The sequence below is a fragment of the Brevibacillus sp. HB1.2 genome (assembly GCF_013332495.1).
Taxonomy (GTDB): domain Bacteria; phylum Bacillota; class Bacilli; order Brevibacillales; family Brevibacillaceae; genus Brevibacillus; species Brevibacillus porteri.
This window is the reverse complement of sequence record NZ_JABMIU010000010.1, coordinates 36,941-56,323: the sequence shown is the minus strand read 5'-3', so window position 1 is coordinate 56,323 and position 19,383 is coordinate 36,941. Positions and strand designations below refer to the sequence as shown.

The 19,383-nt window shown below is 47.6% G+C and carries 19 protein-coding genes; 12 read left to right on the top strand and 7 right to left on the bottom strand.

The features are described from left to right. Nucleotides 1–80 precede the first annotated feature (80 nt). The 4 genes from HPY28_RS20740 to HPY28_RS20725 all read left to right on the top strand — a co-directional run bounded on the left by HPY28_RS20740 (nt 81) and on the right by HPY28_RS20725 (nt 3,666). A complete protein-coding gene (locus HPY28_RS20740; RefSeq protein ID WP_017247417.1) occupies nt 81–734 on the top strand; it encodes an amino acid ABC transporter permease in 654 nt (217 codons plus the stop codon). A 15-nt stretch (nt 735–749) separates the two neighbouring features. Further along, on the top strand, nt 750–1,400 hold the full coding sequence (locus HPY28_RS20735; protein ID WP_017247416.1) for an amino acid ABC transporter permease: 651 nt from the start codon (nt 750–752) through the stop codon (nt 1,398–1,400). Nucleotides 1,401–1,476: 76 nt separating this feature from the next. Then, nucleotides 1,477–2,745, top strand: coding sequence for a sensor histidine kinase (locus HPY28_RS20730; protein ID WP_174231303.1), 1,269 nt, complete (start codon nt 1,477–1,479; stop codon nt 2,743–2,745). Nucleotides 2,746–2,748: 3 nt separating this feature from the next. Continuing rightward, nucleotides 2,749–3,666, top strand: a complete 918-nt coding sequence (locus HPY28_RS20725; protein WP_174231302.1) for a response regulator — start codon at nt 2,749–2,751, stop codon at nt 3,664–3,666. Between the two features lie 54 nt (nt 3,667–3,720). Here the strand turns inward: HPY28_RS20725 and HPY28_RS20720 are convergent, their stop codons facing one another. From HPY28_RS20720 to HPY28_RS20705, 4 genes are read right to left on the bottom strand one after another with little or no spacing between them, the layout of a single operon-like run. Next, nucleotides 3,721–4,446 (bottom strand): ABC transporter ATP-binding protein, encoded by a 726-nt coding sequence (locus tag HPY28_RS20720; RefSeq protein WP_017247413.1) that lies wholly within the window; start codon nt 4,444–4,446, stop codon nt 3,721–3,723. Nucleotides 4,447–4,450: 4 nt separating this feature from the next. After that, nucleotides 4,451–5,257: an ABC transporter permease gene (locus HPY28_RS20715; protein ID WP_017247412.1), complete on the bottom strand. Its 807-nt coding sequence runs from the start codon at nt 5,255–5,257 to the stop codon at nt 4,451–4,453. A gap of 17 nt (nt 5,258–5,274) precedes the next feature. After that, nucleotides 5,275–5,856: a nitrous oxide reductase accessory protein NosL gene (locus tag HPY28_RS20710; protein WP_017247411.1), complete on the bottom strand. Its 582-nt coding sequence runs from the start codon at nt 5,854–5,856 to the stop codon at nt 5,275–5,277. Beyond that, a complete protein-coding gene (locus HPY28_RS20705) occupies nt 5,853–7,145 on the bottom strand; it encodes a right-handed parallel beta-helix repeat-containing protein (protein ID WP_173623253.1) in 1,293 nt (430 codons plus the stop codon). Before HPY28_RS20705 ends, HPY28_RS20710 begins: the two co-directional genes overlap by 4 nt. A 370-nt stretch (nt 7,146–7,515) precedes the next feature. On the opposite strand from HPY28_RS20705, the gene HPY28_RS20700 reads away from it, so the two are divergent. Further along, nucleotides 7,516–7,827, top strand: coding sequence for a hypothetical protein (locus HPY28_RS20700; protein WP_017247409.1), 312 nt, complete (start codon nt 7,516–7,518; stop codon nt 7,825–7,827). Nucleotides 7,828–7,900: 73 nt separating this feature from the next. Then, complete coding sequence (locus HPY28_RS20695) at nt 7,901–9,475, top strand: glutamate synthase-related protein (protein ID WP_174231301.1); 1,575 nt, start codon at nt 7,901–7,903, stop codon at nt 9,473–9,475. 180 nt (nt 9,476–9,655) lie between these two features. Here the strand turns inward: HPY28_RS20695 and HPY28_RS20690 are convergent, their stop codons facing one another. Next, nucleotides 9,656–10,186 (bottom strand): peroxiredoxin, encoded by a 531-nt coding sequence (locus HPY28_RS20690; protein WP_017247407.1) that lies wholly within the window; start codon nt 10,184–10,186, stop codon nt 9,656–9,658. Nucleotides 10,187–10,261: 75 nt separating this feature from the next. Next, entirely contained in the window at nt 10,262–11,146 is an 885-nt protein-coding gene (locus HPY28_RS20685) for a hypothetical protein (protein WP_174231300.1), read from the bottom strand. A gap of 280 nt (nt 11,147–11,426) precedes the next feature. Between HPY28_RS20685 and HPY28_RS20680 the strand changes: the two genes are divergently transcribed. The 6 genes from HPY28_RS20680 (at nt 11,427) to HPY28_RS20655 (ending at nt 18,501) form a co-directional block, all read left to right on the top strand. After that, entirely contained in the window at nt 11,427–13,517 is a 2,091-nt protein-coding gene (locus HPY28_RS20680; RefSeq protein WP_174231299.1) for a TerD family protein, read from the top strand. A gap of 214 nt (nt 13,518–13,731) precedes the next feature. Then, nucleotides 13,732–14,580 carry a HesA/MoeB/ThiF family protein gene (locus tag HPY28_RS20675; RefSeq protein WP_174225374.1) on the top strand — a complete coding sequence of 283 codons (849 nt, stop codon included), beginning with the start codon at nt 13,732–13,734 and terminating at the stop codon, nt 14,578–14,580. A gap of 30 nt (nt 14,581–14,610) precedes the next feature. Then, nucleotides 14,611–15,471, top strand: coding sequence for a HesA/MoeB/ThiF family protein (locus HPY28_RS20670; protein ID WP_174231298.1), 861 nt, complete (start codon nt 14,611–14,613; stop codon nt 15,469–15,471). 8 nt (nt 15,472–15,479) lie between these two features. Continuing rightward, entirely contained in the window at nt 15,480–15,929 is a 450-nt protein-coding gene (locus HPY28_RS20665) for a DUF441 domain-containing protein (RefSeq protein WP_174231297.1), read from the top strand. Between the two features lie 36 nt (nt 15,930–15,965). Beyond that, nucleotides 15,966–17,069, top strand: coding sequence for an alpha/beta hydrolase (locus HPY28_RS20660; protein WP_174231296.1), 1,104 nt, complete (start codon nt 15,966–15,968; stop codon nt 17,067–17,069). Between the two features lie 13 nt (nt 17,070–17,082). Further along, nucleotides 17,083–18,501 carry a LeuA family protein gene (locus HPY28_RS20655; RefSeq protein ID WP_174231295.1) on the top strand — a complete coding sequence of 473 codons (1,419 nt, stop codon included), beginning with the start codon at nt 17,083–17,085 and terminating at the stop codon, nt 18,499–18,501. A gap of 94 nt (nt 18,502–18,595) precedes the next feature. Here HPY28_RS20655 and HPY28_RS20650 read toward each other — a convergent pair whose 3' ends face one another. Next, complete coding sequence (locus HPY28_RS20650) at nt 18,596–19,288, bottom strand: M15 family metallopeptidase (protein ID WP_173623178.1); 693 nt, start codon at nt 19,286–19,288, stop codon at nt 18,596–18,598. Between the last annotated feature and the right edge of the window lie 95 nt (nt 19,289–19,383).

Here is a 19,383-nt window from a genome sequence, read left to right as displayed (position 1 = left end):
AAAGAATGAGCGGTTTACTCTGCCGCTCATTCCCTTATATTCCTAACAGAATTTTGCACACAAGGGGGATCGCATAAGAGATGATCGATTTTTCTATCTTGTTTGATCACATGGATATGTATCTCGAAGGCTTTTGGAACACCTTGCAGGCGAGCCTGCTTGCTCTCGTCGGGAGCTTTGCACTGGGGACGCTCTTTGCGATCTTTCGGATTTCTCCGATTCGACCACTCAAGTGGATCGCTACCGTTTACGTCGAGTTTGTACGTAATATCCCGCTGATTCTCGTCGTTTTCCTCTTTTTTGTGGGCTTGCCGGCAATTGGTATCGTACTGGAGCCCTTTATTGCAGGTACGCTTGGCTTGACCGTGTATACGGCAGCATTTATCGCGGAGACGATCCGCGCAGGCATTTTGGCGATTCCAAAAGGACAGACAGAAGCCGCTCGCTCCTCGGGATTGACGTACGGACAAACGATGCGCTATATCATTTTGCCGCAAGCGATCAAGGTCGTGATCCCGCCTATGGGCAACCAGTTTATCAATCTCGTTAAAAACTCCTCGGTATTAGGTGTGATTGCAGGTCTTGACCTGATGTATTTTGGAGACCTGATCGCGGCTGATACGTTTGTTACCTTTGATGTGTACATTTTTGTAGCTGTTTTCTATTTGATTCTGACCCTTCCGTTGAGCGCGTTCGTCAGTTATTTGGAGCGACGCTTGGCTGGAAGCCGCTAAGAAGGAGGGGACATCATGGACTTTATCGGAGCCTATACGCCCAGTCATTTGACCTTCCTGCTCGAAGGCTTTTGGGTCACCTTGCAGGTCGCTTTCTTGTCTATTGTCTTCAGCTTTTCCATTGCGATTGTCGTAGGGGTTTTGCGTTACGCAAAAATTCCTGGAGTTTCACAAGTTCTCGGGACAATCGTAGAGCTGATTCGCAATTTACCGCTCTTGTTGATTATTTTCTTTACGTATTTTGCTCTCCCGGAAGTGGGAATCAAGATGGACAAGTTTTGGGCCGCTGTGCTGGCGTTGGTTATTTTCGAAGCAGCAATGCTGTCGGAAATCGTGCGAAGCGGTTTAAATTCGGTCGAAAAAGGACAAATTGAAGCTGCACGTTCTTCTGGACTGAATTATGTCCAGACACTGTGGCATGTTGTCCTGCCACAGGCTCTCAGAAGAATGGTCCCGCCGATTGTGAGCCAATTTATTTCGCTCTTGAAGGATACGTCGCTGGCCGTCGTAATCGCTTTGCCAGAGCTGATGAACCATGCGCAAATCATCAACGGACGCAATGTCAATTACGTCATCCCGACCTTCCTGATGGTGGCAGTGATGTACTTTGTCGTCAACTACGCGTTGTCAGTCGTCTCCAAGCGACTGGAAAACAAGCACGCTTAATCGTTCTATCTTTGCAGATCTCCGATTCTTAGTAAAATAAGAATAGGAGATCTTTTTCCGTAGGAAAGGAGCAGCTATGCGAGAACGCCTTTTGATCCTGTTTATTATCATGCTGGCAACTGCTTTTTTTGGAGAGATGAAGGTAAACCCCGTAGGCGGGTCATTTCGTTTTTCCTTGGGCATCGCTGCTTTCTTTTTCGGGTTGCTGTGGTTTTCGTCTGTACCTGTATTGTTGACGGGATTTTTTACAGGGACGTTTATCTTCGGATTTCGCGTCGGAATGGATGTCTTTTTTGCATACCGTCCGTACATGGAGAGTGTGGCTGCCCATCTTCCCTCAGCCTTTTACTATTTCACTTTTACCGTCCTGTTTTATTTGCTCCGAGCACGTAGCTATCGTGAGTTCCCCCTGTGGCTGGGGTTGATAGGTGCATCCATTGATTTCGTCTCCAATGTGGTAGAGATCCAGGTGCGACAGTATTTCACTGATTTTCCGCCGATCACTTGGCAGAGCTTTTTGATGCTTCTCTTCTTTGGAGTCTTGCGCAGCTTTTTTGCTGTTGGCTTGTACAACAGTTTTTCGATCAGGCAGTTGCGGGCAGTGGGAGAGGTGCGTCAGCAAGAGTTGGAGCGTCTGCGGATGATTAATACGGAGCTGTATGAAGAAGCCTTTTACTTGCGCAAATCGATGACGCATTTGGAAGAAATCACGCGCGAGAGCTACCAGCTCTACAGACGTCTGCTCACCTCGGATCATGCGGAATCCCCGACAGCTTTGGCGATTGCCGAGAATGTGCATGAGGTGAAAAAAGATTCGCAGCGGATGCTGGCGGGCATTTCCAAGCTGATTAATCAGGAGGGGCTAGCACCACAGCTGCCGATCAAAGAGCTGTGTGAGTTGGTTGCCCGCGCGAATCAGAAATACGCAGAGATGTTGGGAAAAGATATACGAATTGAGTGGAGCTGTAACATCAACCTGTCGACCAGCCAAATCTATGCACTGCTCTCCGTGCTAAACAACCTGGTAGCCAATGCGGTAGAAGCGATTCCCACGTCGGGACGGATTGAGCTGAATGCGAAGCTGATTCATCGTCATCTGGTGTTCAGTGTACTTGACAGTGGTCCGGGAATTCCGCTAGAAGAGCAGGAATGGGTGTTTCAGCCCGGGTATACGACCAAATACGATGAACAGGGAAATGCATCTACCGGAATTGGTCTGACGCATGCCCGTGGAATTGTCCAAAGCCTGCAAGGAAGCTTGCGTATTTTACCGGATCAGAAGCAAATGACGCACTTACAAGTACAAATTCCGACCGACCAATTACTCGGAAAGGAGGGAGTGTAAGCCATGATACGTTTCTTTTTAATTGAAGATGATGCTGTAGTGCGCCGCATGCTTGAACGGATTATTCAAGACAGCGGGTTGGGCGAAATTGTAGGGCAAGCCAGCGATGGTAGTCACGTATCGATTGATCAACTGTATGGGGTCGATGTCATTTTGATCGACTTGCTAATGCCGGGGCTCGATGGCATCCAAACGATCAAAAAGTTGCAGGCAGATGGCTTCGCGGGCCGCTTCATCATGGTGTCACAGGTGGAAAACAAAGAAATGATCGGGGAGGCTTATTTGCAGGGGATTGATACCTTTATTCAAAAACCGATCAACCGCTTGGAAGTCATGGCTGTGCTGAAGCGGGTATCGGATTACTTGTCGCTGGAAGCATCTCTGCAAACCATCCGCAAATCATTGCAAATCCTGGATGTCAAAGCAAAAGACCCGCATACCAGCGGCTTGAAAGGTCAGTCTTCCGATCAGGACAACCTGGCACAAAAAGCGAGAAAACTGCTGTTGCAGCTAGGGATCGCGAGTGAAGCCGGGGCTCCCGATCTACTATTGATCATGGAATGGCTCGTACAGGATGAGCGACAGGGAGACAAGCTGCACGAATTGCAGCTCAAGGAACTGTATACACAAATTCTGCTGAAGGTGCATGCCAGTCTGGATGAGCAGGGGATTACAAAAGAGGTGCGTGCTATGGAGCAACGGATTCGCCGGATGGTCCTGCAAGCCTTTACGCATCTTTCCTCATTAGGGTTGACCGACTATGCCAACCCGACCTTTGAACACTTTGCACCACGACTGTTTGACTTTCAAGAAATTCGCCAGCGGATGCAAGAGCTGGAGGCGGGCGAAAAAACGACGAAGTGCCGGATTAGCGTGAAAAAGTTTTTATCTGTTTTTTATATGGAAGCAAAGACGCTATAAATAAAAAAACGCGGGAGCCGATCATAAGGATCAAATCTCTCGCGTTTTTCTTATTTATGCCTTTGCCTGATGAACAAGCTCGGAAAAGGCACCATACAAACCAATTGCTCCATACTGCTGTTGGTACTCCTCTATCGACCCATCACGCACGATTTTTCCGTTCATCAGAAAAATCGCCCGATCGGCTACCGCATCTGCCACCTGCAACTGGTGAGTCGTAAAGAGAACGGATTGACCCGCGAGCTTTACTTCCCGCACGAGATCGACGAAGGCATCCATCCAATACGGATCGAGTCCATTGGTCGGTTCATCGAGGACGACGAGTGCAGGCTTTGCCAATATCGCTTGGGCAAACAAGAGGCGCTGCTGCATACCTTTGGAGAACTGAGACACCCGTTTGTTTCTCACATCATGCAGTCCCACCATTTTCAGCAGTCGATCCGCTTCTTCTGGGGTGCGATTGCGCAGGGAAGCGTAAAATTCGAGCGTTTCTTTCGCGGAAAGTCCGGCAGAAAACGTAAAATGATCCGGCATATAACCGATTTCTTGAAGATACTCCACACGATTATCGTTCCAGTTCAACCCGTTTAGCTGAATGGTTCCCGAAGAAGGCGGGAGAATACCGACCAGCATCCGCAGGATCGTACTTTTCCCTGCACCGTTACCGCCGCATAAGGCGACGACCTGACCGGGTGCAATGTTCATACTGAATGGGTGGACGATTGTTTTTCCATTGATTTCCTTGGTGACCTGATCGATGGTAAGTCCTGACATATTCATCTCATTACCTTCTTTCCCATACCCGGATGGCTATGAACAAGGTCGCACTGATCCAGAGTAGACTTAGTGCGACAAAGATGAGATCACCAAGCGGAGAATCAGCCCAGTACACCCATTTGTAGTATTCAGGTCCAAAGATCGAGCCACCGCCTAATCTGGCAACGGAAAAGATTCGTACAAACTCCGCTGGGTTGAGAAATGTTGCGAGCTGAAGCAGAGGCTTGATCCATGTATAAGGGACGAAGCTGAGCACAGAGATGAGTAGAGTAGGCCATGCCAGAATATAGAAGAACCAGATGCTGACCCCCATTGTCAAAGCCTGCCAACGGTTTTTACTGATGGCGCCAATCAGCATGGCAATTCCCAAAAATAACAGAATGAGACAGATGGAAAAGGCAAGCAAAAACAAAAGAGTCGAAAATGCAAAGCTTTTTCCTAACAGCATGCCAGCTACACCAGACAACCCATACCCGAAGCTGACGATCGCGACTAATACGAGTGCTTGTCCCAAGTATTTCCCCACCAAGAAGGAGAAGGTTGTCATGGCGTAGGTAGAGAGGAGCTGCCAGCTACCCTCTTCTTTTTCCGCCGTCAAGGAAAAAGAGGAGAGAAGCATCGTCATTAGTGGCAGCAAATACAAAATCAGATTCAGCATGGTACCTGTCGTATACGTATAACCCTTCATGTAGGACTGCGATTGGATGATCAAGAGTCCCAAACTAAACAGGGAGAACAGAGCCATAAACGAGTAGGACCATGGATTGCGAAAGCCTACCTTCACTTCTCGTTTGGCAATCAGATTGATGTGCAAAGACTCCACTCCCTCTGTTAGTTGTGTGTGGTTGGGGTAGTACTGTTGCTTCCGTGATCAGCTGGTTTGCTTTCGTGACCACCATTGTGTTGACCTTCGGAAGACTGACCGTCTTTGTTCATGTGCTTGCTCATGCCGTTTTCCCAGCTATGATTTTTCAATTCCGCTGCACTCATGACAATGCCTTTCTTTTGCTCTTGAACAAAGCTGTCTGCAGCAGACTTTTCTTTGAAGGAATAGATGCCATACGTCATTGGCGTTTTGAAGTCTTTGTCGTAAGCGTAGGTAGCTTGCTCTGCTTTTGTCCATTCTGCTGTGTAGTAATCGCGGACAAATTGTACAGCCACGTTATCGGTTCCATTTTCTTTCGTCCAGTTGTGCAGGCAGCCGAGATCATCGAACTTCAGGGCTTTTCCGTCTTTTAAGACGATTTCAGTAGCATTGTGATCGTTAGGGACATGCATTTTGCAAAGGTCGCATTTGTCTACGCCTTCCGCGATATCTACTGGTTTTGGCTCTTCGCTTCCGCAGCCGACCATTAGCAGGCTGATACCGATAATTGCTCCGACTGTTGTGCACCATTTTTTCATTTTGTTCATGATTTTTTCACTCCTATATAAATGATAGAACAGCTTCCTATTAACAAGATAAGTCCAAGAATGCCAGCACCCCAACCGCTCGTTTCCCCGGATTCAATGAGCATGGTGTCCGAGGGTTGCATTAAAGGAGATGCGTCCTTGATTGCTGAGCCGGCTCCACTTGTAAACAAGCCTTCCAGAAACACGAATCCCGGGGCTTGGAAAAACAGCTGATAGGCAGGAACCGCATCGGTCAAACCCAGATAAAAAGGATTCATCTCGTACGGCAAATCACTGCGGGAATCTCCGTTCACATCAAGTCCTTGCAAATTGTCCCAGTAGTTTTTATTTAAGTTGTTGTTCTGACTATCCTGAGCTTGTGCTTGGATGACGTTGGAGACAAATTGGTTATCGGTTAATACGTTGTCAGAAGAGGACAAAAACTGCATGCCGATAAAGTTGAGACTGAGTAAATTGTTTTTAACCGTAATTCCGGATGATTGCTCTAAATACAGTCCAACGCGGTTCCCCTCAATCGTGTTGTTTGCAACCAGCGTATCCTGTACGGTAATGAGAAGAATTCCTTGCGAACCGGGATTTTTTTGCTGCTTCAAAAATTGATTCCCAGTAACCGTCAATTTGCGCGACTCCATAAGCTGGGAGCCCGTCACATTTTCCATTCCAATGTTGTTGATGACCGTCGTATCAGAGGTGCCCATGAAGTGATAGCCGTACCGCGAATTCGTCACCAGATTTTGTTCCAGATGGTTTCGATCGCTATTTTCGACGTAAAAGCCATCCTCGACATTCGTTACCTGATTTTTAATGAAACGGTTATGATGCGATTCACGCACGTCAATTCCGTTTCCTCGTTTCGCTTTTTCCGTTTGCTTTGGCTTTACTTCAGGCTGTGCTCCGTGATTATGTCCAGTACTGGTCGTTGGACTGCCATCGCCTTTGATTTTTCCGATGACTTGAACGTTGTGCAGCGTGTTGTAGTCTGCTTGCCGTAATTGAATACCGATCCCTTTCGTTTCAACGATGACATTCTCGAGAAAGTTTTGATCACCACGGATGACAAGAGCGGCTACGTCACTGTTGATTCGCTTGTCCACGATATGGATTCCTTGCAAGCTCACATTGTCGCTTTCAATCGTGAGCGTTGCCTCCTCCTCGGTCGGATTGATGATCTTCACTGGATCATTGGCCACCAATTGAATCGGCTTGGTAATGCGGATAGGACCTTTGTACAATCCATAAGGGATGGTAACAGTATCGTTAGGGCGTGCTTGATCAATCATCGCCTGCAAGGAGTCAGAATCTGCAGGCGTCGCCTTGGCTGTGATAGGCAGCTGTAGGGCAACGATACAAATGACGGAGACGAAAAGTAGCGGGAGAGATAATTTTCGATTGTTCCATCGCAATGACAGGGTGCATCCTCCCCTATTCCACTAGAGAGCTCTCTCGTTTATTGCCGGATAGTCGGCTGCTAGCTACATTTAGGATAACAGCCTCTTTTCATTTTCGTATGACTCAACCGGGCTATAAAACGTGTCAAAAAACGCAACGATTTTTAAAAAATAGAAGGTTGCGAGCGGCTTGCACCTGAGGTGGCATTGTGAAATCAAAGCGGTCATACTAAAGGGAAGAGAAGGAAGAGGCGAAAAGGAGAGACGATAAATGGATACAAACATAGAGAAAGCACTGCGCACGACACTGGAATATTGGGATCGGATGAAAAAGAGCCACGAGGACGACGCGGAGGATGATGCGAATCAGTTTGAGGCTTCGTTTTACCGCATGATGGAGCAAATCCGCGAGTGGTACGATCAACTGGAGACGAAGCCTGATACGATAGAGGATGCACTGCTTCTGCCGGACATGGCAGAGGTTGCGGAGCAGTTACCTGTAGAGATCATGCTGAATTTTGAAACGGAGCTGGAATTAATCGTAGATGGGCAAATACGGGAGGATGATGAGAAATACGATTAAAAACAGAGAACTTGTTGCATCCTATCCTTGACATGATTTACTAGAATATGGTGTTTGGGGAGGGTAAGCACAAGTGGTACCTACTCTGTTGTGCGTCATTATCTTCATCATTCTTTTACCACCCATTGTATTTTTCGGTTACATGTATGCCTTGTCTAAACAGCCAAAGCACTCCATTATTCGGTCCCATCCATTTTTGGGGTGGATGCGTTATTTGCTGGAAAAGCTCGGGCCAGAGCTTCGCCAGTATTGGTTTGACGATGATACAGACGGTAGACCGTTTTCCAGAGCCGACTTCGTGGGCCTCATGTATGCGTCAAAATACCGGACGGATCTGATCTCGTTCGGAAGTAAACGTGATTATGAGAAGCCCGGCTTCTATTTGTCAAATGCGATGTTCCCGAAGCTGACGAGTGAACTGCGTATTGATAATGAAAAAGTCGTCCCCGGCAGAAAATACGAGATTACCCACGAAGGGCTGTTCACGAGAAGGGAAAAATTTATCGAGGAACAAGAGGTAAAGCCGTGGTTGCTACATGATGAGGACGTCATTGTCGTGGGAGAAAACAGAAGGCAGCCTTGGCGGCTGAAAGGGATGTTTGGTGCTTCGGCTACCTCCTTTGGAGCAGTGGGAGAGAACTATATCATGTCCACAGGGTATGGGGCACGTATGGCAGGCGGCTCTTGGATCAATACAGGAGAGGGTGGCGTCGCAGAAGTTCACCTCTCGACAGGCGCGGATATCATTTCGCAAATCGGGCCGGGGATGTTCGGCTTCCGTGATGACAAGGGCAAGTTTTCGATCGAAGAATTCAAGAACAAGGCTAACATTTCTAACATCAAGGCGTTTGAGCTGAAGTTCCATCAAGGGGCCAAAATACGCGGAGGTCACCTCGAGGGCTCCAAGGTCACGGAAAAAGTCGCGGCAGCAAGGCTGGTACCAGTGGGACAAACGGTCAATTCACCGAACCGCTTCGAGTTTCTCACCAATCCTGAGGAAGCCTTGCGATTCATCGGCAGTTTGCAGGAGGCGGGGGGCAAGCCTGTCGGTGTGAAAATCGTCGTCGGCGATCCGAAGCGATTGGAGCCGTTTTTTGAGAAGATGGTGGAGCTGTCGATTTATCCGGATTTCATCACGGTAGATGGCTCTGAGGGCGGGTCGGGTGCGATGTATAAGGCAATGGCAGATGGCATGGGCTTGCCGCTTTTCGCCGCGCTTATCATTCTCGATGATACGATGAGGAAGTTCGGCGTACGGGACCGCATCAGAATTTTTGCTTCCGGCAAGCTCGTTACTCCTGACAAAGTAGCGATCGCCATGGCATTGGGAGCGGATTGCGTCAACTCCGCGCGCGGCTTCATGATTGCAACTGGCTGCATCATGGCGATGCAATGTCATACGGGTAAATGTCCCACAGGGGTCACTACGACGGATTCCAAGTACCAGGAGGCGTTGGTTCCGGCAGAAAAGCAGTGGCGTGTCATGAACTATATTTTGCAGTTGAGGGAAGGCTTGTTCTCCCTGGCGGCAGCATGTGGCTTGGAGAGTCCGACTGAGCTGAGAAGAGAGCATGTCGTGTTTACCAATGAAAGCGGGGAGACCATGCGTGTCGTTGACTTGTTTCCGTACCCGGTCGTGTCCAGATAAGTATTTACAAAGAAGATAAATAATGGTATGGTGAATCAATCAGGCTATAGTACACCTTCCTTCTAACCCAATCCGATATTAGGGGTACTGCTTTCCTGATTTTTTTATGCCTATTATTAAAATGAAAAGGCCGTATGATCCTGTGTAAGCGATCATGCGGCCTTTATTTATGTCTATCGATTAGGATATCGTGTTTTGCCCAGGCTTCCAGTCCATTGGGCACAATCCGCCTGATTGCAGAGCTTCGATCACACGGAGCGTCTCATCTACGCTTCTGCCAACCTTGGAGTTGGAGATGACTGCGTATTGCAGGATACCTTCTGGATCGATGATGAAACTGCCGCGCAGCGGAGCTTTGGTTGCTTCGTCCAGCACACCGTATGCAATGGTCGCTTCTTTGCTGTAATCAGAAGCGAGCGGGAAGGAGAGCGGCCCGATGCCTTCACTCGATCTCATCCATGCTTTGTGTGTATGTATGCTGTCGCCGCTAATGCCAAGCACCTCGACATTTAAATCCGCGAACTCCTTGATCCGGCGGTTGAGGCTGAGGATTTCCGTCGGGCATACTTTCGAAAAGTCAAAAGGGTAAAAGAACAAAAGAAGCCATTTTCCACGATAATCTACCAAGCTCTTTGGCAGGGGAAATCCGTTGTCAAACGTTACGGTGTCCATCGTAAAATCAGGTGCAGGAAGTCCAATACGCGCTGTCATAGATCGATCTCCTCGTTTCTGATACCGTATGTCGGGTACTGGTATCAAAGTATCACGAAAGATCGAGACAATCAATTAGTTCTGAATATCAGAAGTATGGTGGAGGTTTTTTGCATTGTTCTTTTGTTGAAGGAAGAAAACGATTGGAAAGAAGGCAACCAAGAAACAACAGGCGGCGAGAATCGGAAATACGGATATTTCCAAAACAGCACGACCGAGATAGGTTTGCCAGCCGATTGCACCTAAACCGAGCAAGTAGGCGATACCTGCGAGATGGATGAAGCCAGTACGAGCAGTGGACACATGTTTTTTACGTTCAGCTAACCAAGCGACAAAAGGTACTGCTTGCAGAGCATGAAAGCCAATACCATGGAGCCAAATGATATTCCCTTGTTGCCCGACCACTCGACCATCATTGAATGAAATCCAGAGGCCTGCCGCAAACGATAGCATAACCGCAATCATTGCATAGCGGATGCCAACTGCCAACTCTGGGTGTAGGGAATAAGCTTTTCTGTGGAAAAACTGAATGGCAATGAATACATAAAAGAGGACCAAGAGAAGAGCCACAAAAGTAAAAATGGAACCGACAGCGACGTCAAAGGATGTGCCATTTTTGACGAACCTCGGGTCTACGCCGCGGAAGTTTTGTACGGTTTCCGCTCCATACGAATAGAAAGCAAGCAGGATATAAGACCAGCGAAAGAAAGCTCTACTACGCGTGCCCAGGGCAGATAACGGAATGATGGCAGCTGTCGATAATAAAAATATTCCGAGTGCGGCATTAAAGGAAAACGCTTTCGAGACATCGCCATTAGGAGCGACGGGTCCTCCGTAAAGCATGACCCAGAGTGCGCATATGGCAGCTAGTAAGAAGCCAAGCAAGCCGGTATACACTAACCATTTCTCTCCTTGAAAGAACGGGGGGGCTGTATGATTTTTCATAACAGATTGATTCATGAATCGAGTTCTCCCTCCTGTAAAGTTTTGGTACTCTGGTATTCACTTTACAGGGATGAAGAATAGGGAATAACGGGCAGCGGATTGAAATCGAATTAGGTCCGGGGACGGATTTATTTCTCGTTCCTCCCGGAAAGCTTTACCATCTGGCAAAATTGAAGTAAGATGGTGAAAAATTACAAAAAGGAATAAAAAATCAGGCTATTGTACACCTTCCTTCTGAGCTAAAGGTTTGGTTCACCATAAGGGGTACTGCTTTCCTGATTTTTTCGTGATGCCAATGAAAAATCAAATCTACCTTCGCCGGAAAAATAAAATCATCGTACATCAGGGGCAGCAGCATGAACTGCCTACCTCTTATTTAGCTGCGGCTTTACGTAATATTGAGAGCTTGGGCTATACCTTTTCACTGGAATTGCTAGAAAGAATCCGGACGCTGTCGGAAGGAGAGTTTTTTGCGCTCTATTCGGACGTGGTAGCTGTGCTCAAGGTAAAGATCGGGGCATCCCGACAGTACAAGCCGATGTATCCGAATTTTCCTAAGCAAGTCATGGAGGCCGGCGAGGGTGAGCTGTTTGTAAATGCGATCATTCACTATTTGACGTTGGACCTTCCTGTGCACGAAGTGAAAAAACGTTTGCCTTTGCTGCGAGAGTCTCGCCTGAAGTTGATACATCTGGGCACAGACGAAGAGCTGCTACAGATAGGAATGAACTTGCTCCGCTCCAATAGCTCGCTCTCTGCTACTGACAGGGAAGACTTGGAGGGCTTGATTCAGGCCTATGAAGGAATCGCAGAAGCTCTCCCAGCCGAGATTCCCCAAAAGGAAAACGTGGCGATTGCTGCTAGCCTGTTGCTCAAATATGACAAGCTTCCTGCTACTTTTTTTGCCCACTATTGCAAGACAGCGACAGATGTACTACGTCTGGCAGTGGCGCTGTCTGACGGGGATGTGAGCTTGGCGGAGCCTGCGAAATTTCGCAAGTTTAAGCGCGGCGAAAGAAGACTGCTCCTCGGCCTGCTGGAAGCCAGCTCGAATATCGTAGAAGACATGAATCGTTACAAAAACAGATGGATTCGTCTCGGGGAAATCTTGCATCCGTTTGAATATAAGGATCGCTATCCAAAAGCGGCAGAAGCATTCGATATTTTGCGCAACAATCACAAGGTCGAGACGTTCAATAGCCAAGTAGAGCAGGCGTTGGTACGTGCGGATGTGAATATGGCGATAAAGCTGCTCGAACAGCGTCCAGGGGAATTTGCCCGTCGTCTGGATCATTTGTTGCGTTTGACGGAGCAGGGGAGTTCAGTCCTTTCTGCCTTCGAGAAAATTGCGCACGGTGTATCGACTCCAGTTCTTTTGCAAGTCATGAATCACTTCGACAAACGGGATAGTTACGGGGAATGGCGGACCTTTTTTCCGAAAGGGCAAGTGGCGAAAGTACAGGCAATTGAAAACCGAGTGCCAGGGCTGCAAGAGGACATTAGACAGAAGGCAGCGGATATTTGCCGGACATCGTTGTTGAACCGTTTTGCCCAATTGCCGTCGCTGGGTAACATCTATATCGACCCGCGGCTACAGGAGCATCTCGTTCCGTTTTCGATGCGATCCGCCAGCAAAGCACTACGCACGATTGCACGCGGCTCCCGGTTATCGATCCCGGATGGAGGGACCATTCGCTTTTTCCTGTGGTGGAGGGAAGGTATCGTCAACGATGTCCCTACAGGCAGAGTCGATATCGATTTGTCTGCCGTGCTTTATAACGATAACTGGAAATACATGGAGCATATTTCCTATACCAATCTGCGTTCCGACAAGTATCAAGCGTGCCATAGCGGGGATATTGTGGAGGCTCCCAATGGCGCGTGCGAATTCATCGACATCGACATTGATTCTGTCATCCGCTATGGCGGTCGATATGTCGTCATGAACCTGTATTCGTTTACGAGTCAGCCTTATTGCGATTTGCCCGAATGCTTCGCAGGCTGGATGATTCGTTCGGCGCCACAGACAGGGGAGATTTTCGAGCCGCAGACGGTACAGGACAAGGTTGATCTCGCCGCAAACACGCGGATTTGTATCCCGGTTATTCTGGATCTCGTGGAGAGAAAAGTGATTTGGACGGATATCGCCCTGAATTCCGATCCACGGTTTGCCAACAATGTGGAGTCCAATGCGGGAGGGGTGGAGCTGATGGGAAGAGCGCTCACCTCGTTGGTGAAGCCTACCCTGCATGAGTTGTTCATGCTTCATGCGCAGGCGAGGGGGAAGCTGACTGATCAAGCGGAAGAGGCAGATACAGTATTTTCCTTGGAGGAGGGAATTACGCCCTTTGATACGGAGATCATTATGGCGGATTTCTTACAGTAAGATTAGGGGAGTGTAAGGCTTGGGTTCGGTATTGTACCGGACTCAAGCCTTTTCATTTTGTCTATTCTAGCTAAAAATATTTCTCTTTTGTTCATGAAAATTTCAAATAAAACCCAATTAATAGTCAGAACGAGCTATTTTTTTGCTAGTAACTGGAACTCTATAATGGCAAATGTAATTGGTCAATTGAAATTGGAAAGAGGAGGAAGAAGAATTGGAAATGGATTCGTTTTATTGGGAAATGGTCAAGAAAAATATTGGCGTGTATACCACTGAGGAACAAAACCGCTTAAAGGAAGGAAGAGTCATCATATTTGGACTCGGCGGGGTTGGGGGGATGGAAGCGATTCTTTGCGCCCGCATGGGGATCGGGCAGGTCACCGGAGTAGATCCTGATGAATTCGAAGTTTCTAACATCAATCGTCAAATGCTGGCAACGGTACATTCATTGGGTAAATCAAAAGCGGCGACGGCTGAAGAAGCTCTTCAGTCCATCAACCCATACATATCTGTTCGATGCGTCCAAGCAAATGTTGATGAAGACAATGTGCTTGAACTGATGAAAGGGCATGATCTGGTGATTGAAGCAGTGGACGATATACCCTCCCGCGTCATCATCCACCGGACCGCTCGTGAGCTGGGCATACCAAGCGTGGGCATGTCAGGGAGCCCCCCAACCCGTGGGTTTGTCTCTTCCTTTTTTCCAGACGGCATCTCGTACGAAACAGCATTGAACATTCCAGGAGCAGGGGAAAAGTTGACCAATGAAGCGTTACGCCAAGAGATTGCTGACATAAAAAAAGCCAGGGCCTGGCACTCTGTCAAAGAAGGAGCTCCAAAGGAATGGGCAGAGGATTTTTGTGAGGGAAAGGCTGGCTGGATTATTACACCAGTTCGTGCCCATCTCATAGCGCTTTTCAGCTTTCATGAAGCTGTGCAAATCTTGACGGGCAGAGAACCGTTGGCACGTGCACCCAAAGGAGTTCTCATTAATCTAGATACGGACACACCGGTAAAAGTGACAACTCCCCCTGATGGAACGTGGAACTATGCAACACTATAACGATTTTGAAAGAACGAAGGAGATGATTGTATGCCATTGATAGAAAATAACGAATTATATAACAACAGTTTTACCCGCAATTTCGGAATCATTACGAGTGAGGAGCAAGCCAAACTGCGAAATGCTAGAGTAACGGTGGTAGGTGCAGGCGGCGTGGGAGGAATCACATTGATTCAACTCGCCCGGATGGGTGTAGGGAAGCTACATGTCATCGATCAAGACTCGTTTGAGGAAAGTAATCTCAACCGCCAAATGCTCAGCTTTGTCAGCAAAATCAACTCTCCCAAGGCGGAAGTAGCGAAGGAAATACTTCACGATATCAATCCAGAGCTGGAAGTAAAGGTAACAAGGGAGTTTGTTACCGAAGAAAATGCACATGATCTGCTGGGTGATACAGATGTGATTGTAGATGCTACGGATAATCTGGTTGCACGGGTAATCATCCATAGAACAGCAGCCGATATGGGTATTCCCTCCATCTGGATTGCGGTAACACCACCTTTCCGCGGAGGAGTCATGTGCATGACACCCGACTCCTTGCCCTATGAGGTCGCCATGAGACACCCTTCCTATCAACAGCCTCTCACGCCAGAGATGCGTGAAAAAATTAATCAGATCAAAGACGAGCGTGCAAAGTATTCCGTATCGCAAGGCGCTTTACCTGAATGGGCAGATGCCTATGTAAAGAGAGAGGCTCCATGGGCAGTGCTTGCTCCGGTAGCGAATATCGTCGGCGTATTGGCTAGCTTTGAGGCATTCAAACTAATCATTCAGAGACCAGACCTATTGCCAGCCGTTGCTCCCAATCTAGTCAAAGTCAATTTAGCTTCCGTCCAAATGGTACAGGTGGAAGCCCCGGCAGAGGGAAGCTGGGATAACACGCTACTATAAGGACTCCTATGTTGCATACCACCATTATCTTACTGGTAATCGCCCTCTTGTCATTAGTGGCAAAGGATCTGGTTCTCGTCTACGCTTCCCTCTTGCTGCTCGGATTATCTTTGCTAAAAGCAGTGCCTGTCATGGATGCAATCCAAAAACCAATTTTCCATGTGGGTCTGTTTTGTCTAATGGTATTCTTGTTGATTCCGATTGCCAAAGAAAAATATGATTTCATCTCCCTTGGCAAGGAAATGGTCAGTTGGAAAGCAACGATAGCCATTTTAGCAGGTTTTATCATCTCTTATGTCGGGGGAAAAGGCTTAAGTATTTTGCCAGATCAACCGGTTGTTTTCATAGGCGTAACACTTGGAACACTTTTGGCAGTGCTACTGACAAATGGGTTGCCTGCAGGCTTAATCATTGCAGCAGGATGCATTGCGTTGCTGTCAAGAATCTTCAATTTCTAGCACCCTCTAAATCTACTTTGAAAGAAGTGCCAAACTATGAATCTCAATCATCAAATGAAAAATCATTTTCTTATGCTAGTCATATCTTTAGGGCTGCTTGTTCAAGGGTGTTCAACTCCTGATTCCCCCAATCAAAATAGTACAACACAAGCTCAATCTGTAGTGGAATCAACCAGTGAAATCGTAACGGAAGAGCTGAAAGTGCCAAGCATCGATCAGGACGTCTCCTTATATGTGAGGCATTTGAGTGCCAAAAACAAGGAAAAGTTCACCAATAATGAGGTTGTATTGTTTCTTGAACCGTTTAGCGTACCTACCGCCCAAGCATTTGATGTTCCGGGATACTCCTGGATGGAAGAATACGCAAAGCAAGGTTACGACACATGGGCGATGGACTTCCGAGGGTTTGGGCATTCTACCCGACCAGTTGAGATGGATCAACCACCTGTAAAGAATGCTCCTGTCGTCCGTGCCACTGAGGCGGTTAAAGATCTGGAGGCTGTCGTCCAGCACATAAAGAAAACGCGACAAGTAGATAAAATCAGTATCGTAGGATGGTCTTGGGGTGGAGTTGTTGCGGGGATGTACGCGACTGAACATTCCGATGATATTGAAAAACTCGTGCTTTATGGTGTTATGCATGGTTTTTCTTTGCCTTTGATGGCAACTCCATTTGAAGCAAAAGGGAAGCCAGGTGAAATCAATCCTCAATTACCAGCGTACCAGGTTGTCCAGTTTGACAAGGCCATGCACCATTGGCACATGATGCTAGATAAACGTGATCTGGTTTCCGGTGAGGCAATGAATGCTGTATCCAAGGTCTTCGTAAACTCTGATCCTAACAGCAGCAAGCAACCTGAACAATCCATCCGCCGTCCAATGGGACCTTTGGTAGATCTGTATTACATCTGGACGGACAAACCCATTTTTGATGCAGCGAAAATTACGACGCCAGTGTTGATCATTCGAGGAGATCTGGACTTTTTTGCCGATAAGTCCCTCTTCCATAAGCTGACCCATGCATCTGCAAAACAAGAAGTGGTTATCAAAGATGCAACACATTGGGTGTTGTATGAAAAAAATCGTGATCAACTCTTGCGTGAAACAGACGAATTCCTGAAAAAGGAAGTAAACCCGTAAGGATGTGCTGGAAATGAAGCCGTTTCAAATTTTGGATGCAACACTGCGAGAAGGAGAGCAGCAATCTGGCGTGCGCTTCACATGCGAAGACAAGATTCGCATCCTGCATCTCTTGGAAAGCTATCAGATAGACCTCATAGAAGTGGGCCATCCTGGAATTTCTGCCGTGGATGAAGAAATCTGCCGAAAAGTGGCTCAATCGGCAAGACGAGCGCAAATATTAATGCATGCGAGAGCTACTGTTGAAGAAGTACATGCAGTAAAGCGCGCCAAAGCAGACTGGGTGGGGATTTGGGCTTCCATTAATGATGTGTCTATCCAAACCAAATTCAGTCATCACCAGGAAAGCTATATACAAGAGAAAGTCCAACAAGCTGTTATCGAAGCAAAAAAGCTTGGCTTACAGGTTAGATTCACGATTGAAGACGCTTCACGGACAGAGTGGGAAAAGATATCCAGCTTAGGTCATGTTGCTTTGCAGGCAGGCGCAGATCGCATTAGTTTGGCAGATACTGTCGGGATATGGGAGCCTGATACATGCAAAAGAATTGTAACTCGTGCCATTGAGGAATTTGGATGCGAAATTGAAGTTCATCTGCATAATGATCTTGGTCTTGCTCAAGCGAATGCGCTGGCGGCTATTGATGCAGGCGCTTCTGTCATTGATGCGACAATTTTAGGAATCGGCGAAAGAGCTGGTATTACTGACTTGATCCAGCTTACTGTTGCGTTGCAAAAGCTTCGAAATGATCATCGTTATTCTTTGGATAGAATTCCCGAGCTTGTACAAGCGATCCGTATGACGACAGGGTATAGACCGGACGAACTGCGCCCTATCGCTGGGCAAAATGCTTTTACGCATACATCGGCTTACCATGTCCAAGCCGTAAAGAGGAATTCCAAAGCGTATGAGCCATTTCCTCCCGAAACAATTGGAAGAACACGGCTTCTCGAAGAAAAGCGTCCTCCACTAGGAAGCCCAAAGCTGCCTGTTTCCTTACAGGTAGGAAAGCCGTTTCCAAAAGGTGCTTCAGAGCTACAGTATCATCGTGACGGTCCAGGGATACGCTGGGTTATGATGGATTCGCGTGTTGATGAGCGAGCCTCATTTTATGTGATCCAAAGGATATTTGGATTATGCGATTTGTCCGGTATTCCTGAAAAACATGTAGACAGACATGCGCATCATTGTGACAGTGCCTTCCTCTTTTGGGGAGATGCACCTGATGGCACTGGTCTGGTGTGTCATGTTCAACTTGGTGAAGAAGAGAAGACTGTTGAGAGTCCAGCAGCTATTTTTATCCCAGCAGGCGTCGAGCATTCCTATCACTATGTGTCAGGGCACGGAACTTATACAAATATTGTATTGTCACCTGAATACAACAAAAGCCTTTTGGTTTCAGCAGCATCTTCTGAAATACCAGTGACCTAAGAGGTACAGGAATTTGTTGAGTTTGAAGAGTGGGCGGCCATCTGGGCATGAGTACGGTATCGACCGGGCTCATGCCTTGCTCGATTATTTGTGGTTACATCGACAAAACCCCGCCATAAATCGGCTCTTTCTGCGTTTTTTGTCCCCAAGTGCGCGTTCCGTATTCGAAATGCCACCATTCTTTCGGATAGTTGACGAATCCGGCAGCCGTCATCAAATGATAAAGCAGTCGGCGATTGTCTCGAATTTCGATGTCTTTTTGCTTAGACTGTGCCAGCTCTTCATAATAGCGAGTGGAAGCCAGTTCACTGAAATCATCGAAGACGGTCCCCATCTCCAGCCAGCCATCAGGCCCTGCGATAGTTAGATCCACTGCACCGCCGGATAGGTGAGGGGACGGTTTGGAGAGGTCTGTTGTTGGATAAGCGACGAATTTGCTCAATTCTTCCGTGAGGGCGGGTCCTTCCTGCCAGCCTTGTAATAGCAAGGCTTCACGGAAACGATCATACAAGGATGCCTGTACCTCAAATGAGCGCCAGCCGTCCAACACGACGAGCTTGTAGCCAACAGGCAGTTGCGCGGCTGCCGTGGCGAGCTTGTGTGCTGCCCCTTCTCGCAAAAAGGCTTCTGGCTGTGTTCCGGCATAGCCCTTGTGGTAGTAGGCTGGATAGACTGTGATTTGAGCTGAAAGGGAAGAGAGGGGAATCATCGGTTCGCCGCATTCCTTGATCGGCAGTGGGCTGGGCAGGACCATGTCTGGTATTTTTGGAATCGGAGGAAATAGCATGACTGCACACCACTTTCGATTGTTTTGCCAATAGGGTAACGAAAAACATCAGGCATGTAAACGGTCATTATCTTAAATTTTCTGCTAATAGTCAC

What these genes read in the sequence shown, in the direction of transcription:
- HPY28_RS20740 (WP_017247417.1), top strand. Translation starts at nt 81, where the DNA reads ATGATCGATTTTTCTATCTTGTTTGATCACATGGATATGTATCTCGAA.
- HPY28_RS20735 (WP_017247416.1), top strand. Translation starts at nt 750, where the DNA reads ATGGACTTTATCGGAGCCTATACGCCCAGTCATTTGACCTTCCTGCTC.
- HPY28_RS20730 (WP_174231303.1), top strand. Translation starts at nt 1,477, where the DNA reads ATGCGAGAACGCCTTTTGATCCTGTTTATTATCATGCTGGCAACTGCT.
- HPY28_RS20725 (WP_174231302.1), top strand. Translation starts at nt 2,749, where the DNA reads ATGATACGTTTCTTTTTAATTGAAGATGATGCTGTAGTGCGCCGCATG.
- HPY28_RS20720 (WP_017247413.1), bottom strand. Translation starts at nt 4,446, where the DNA reads ATGAATATGTCAGGACTTACCATCGATCAGGTCACCAAGGAAATCAAT.
- HPY28_RS20710 (WP_017247411.1), bottom strand. Translation starts at nt 5,856, where the DNA reads ATGAACAAAATGAAAAAATGGTGCACAACAGTCGGAGCAATTATCGGT.
- HPY28_RS20700 (WP_017247409.1), top strand. Translation starts at nt 7,516, where the DNA reads ATGGATACAAACATAGAGAAAGCACTGCGCACGACACTGGAATATTGG.
- HPY28_RS20690 (WP_017247407.1), bottom strand. Translation starts at nt 10,186, where the DNA reads ATGACAGCGCGTATTGGACTTCCTGCACCTGATTTTACGATGGACACC.
- HPY28_RS20685 (WP_174231300.1), bottom strand. Translation starts at nt 11,146, where the DNA reads ATGAATCAATCTGTTATGAAAAATCATACAGCCCCCCCGTTCTTTCAA.
- HPY28_RS20680 (WP_174231299.1), top strand. Translation starts at nt 11,427, where the DNA reads ATGAAAAATCAAATCTACCTTCGCCGGAAAAATAAAATCATCGTACAT.
- HPY28_RS20670 (WP_174231298.1), top strand. Translation starts at nt 14,611, where the DNA reads ATGCCATTGATAGAAAATAACGAATTATATAACAACAGTTTTACCCGC.
- HPY28_RS20665 (WP_174231297.1), top strand. Translation starts at nt 15,480, where the DNA reads ATGTTGCATACCACCATTATCTTACTGGTAATCGCCCTCTTGTCATTA.
- HPY28_RS20660 (WP_174231296.1), top strand. Translation starts at nt 15,966, where the DNA reads ATGAATCTCAATCATCAAATGAAAAATCATTTTCTTATGCTAGTCATA.
- HPY28_RS20655 (WP_174231295.1), top strand. Translation starts at nt 17,083, where the DNA reads ATGAAGCCGTTTCAAATTTTGGATGCAACACTGCGAGAAGGAGAGCAG.
- HPY28_RS20650 (WP_173623178.1), bottom strand. Translation starts at nt 19,288, where the DNA reads ATGCTATTTCCTCCGATTCCAAAAATACCAGACATGGTCCTGCCCAGC.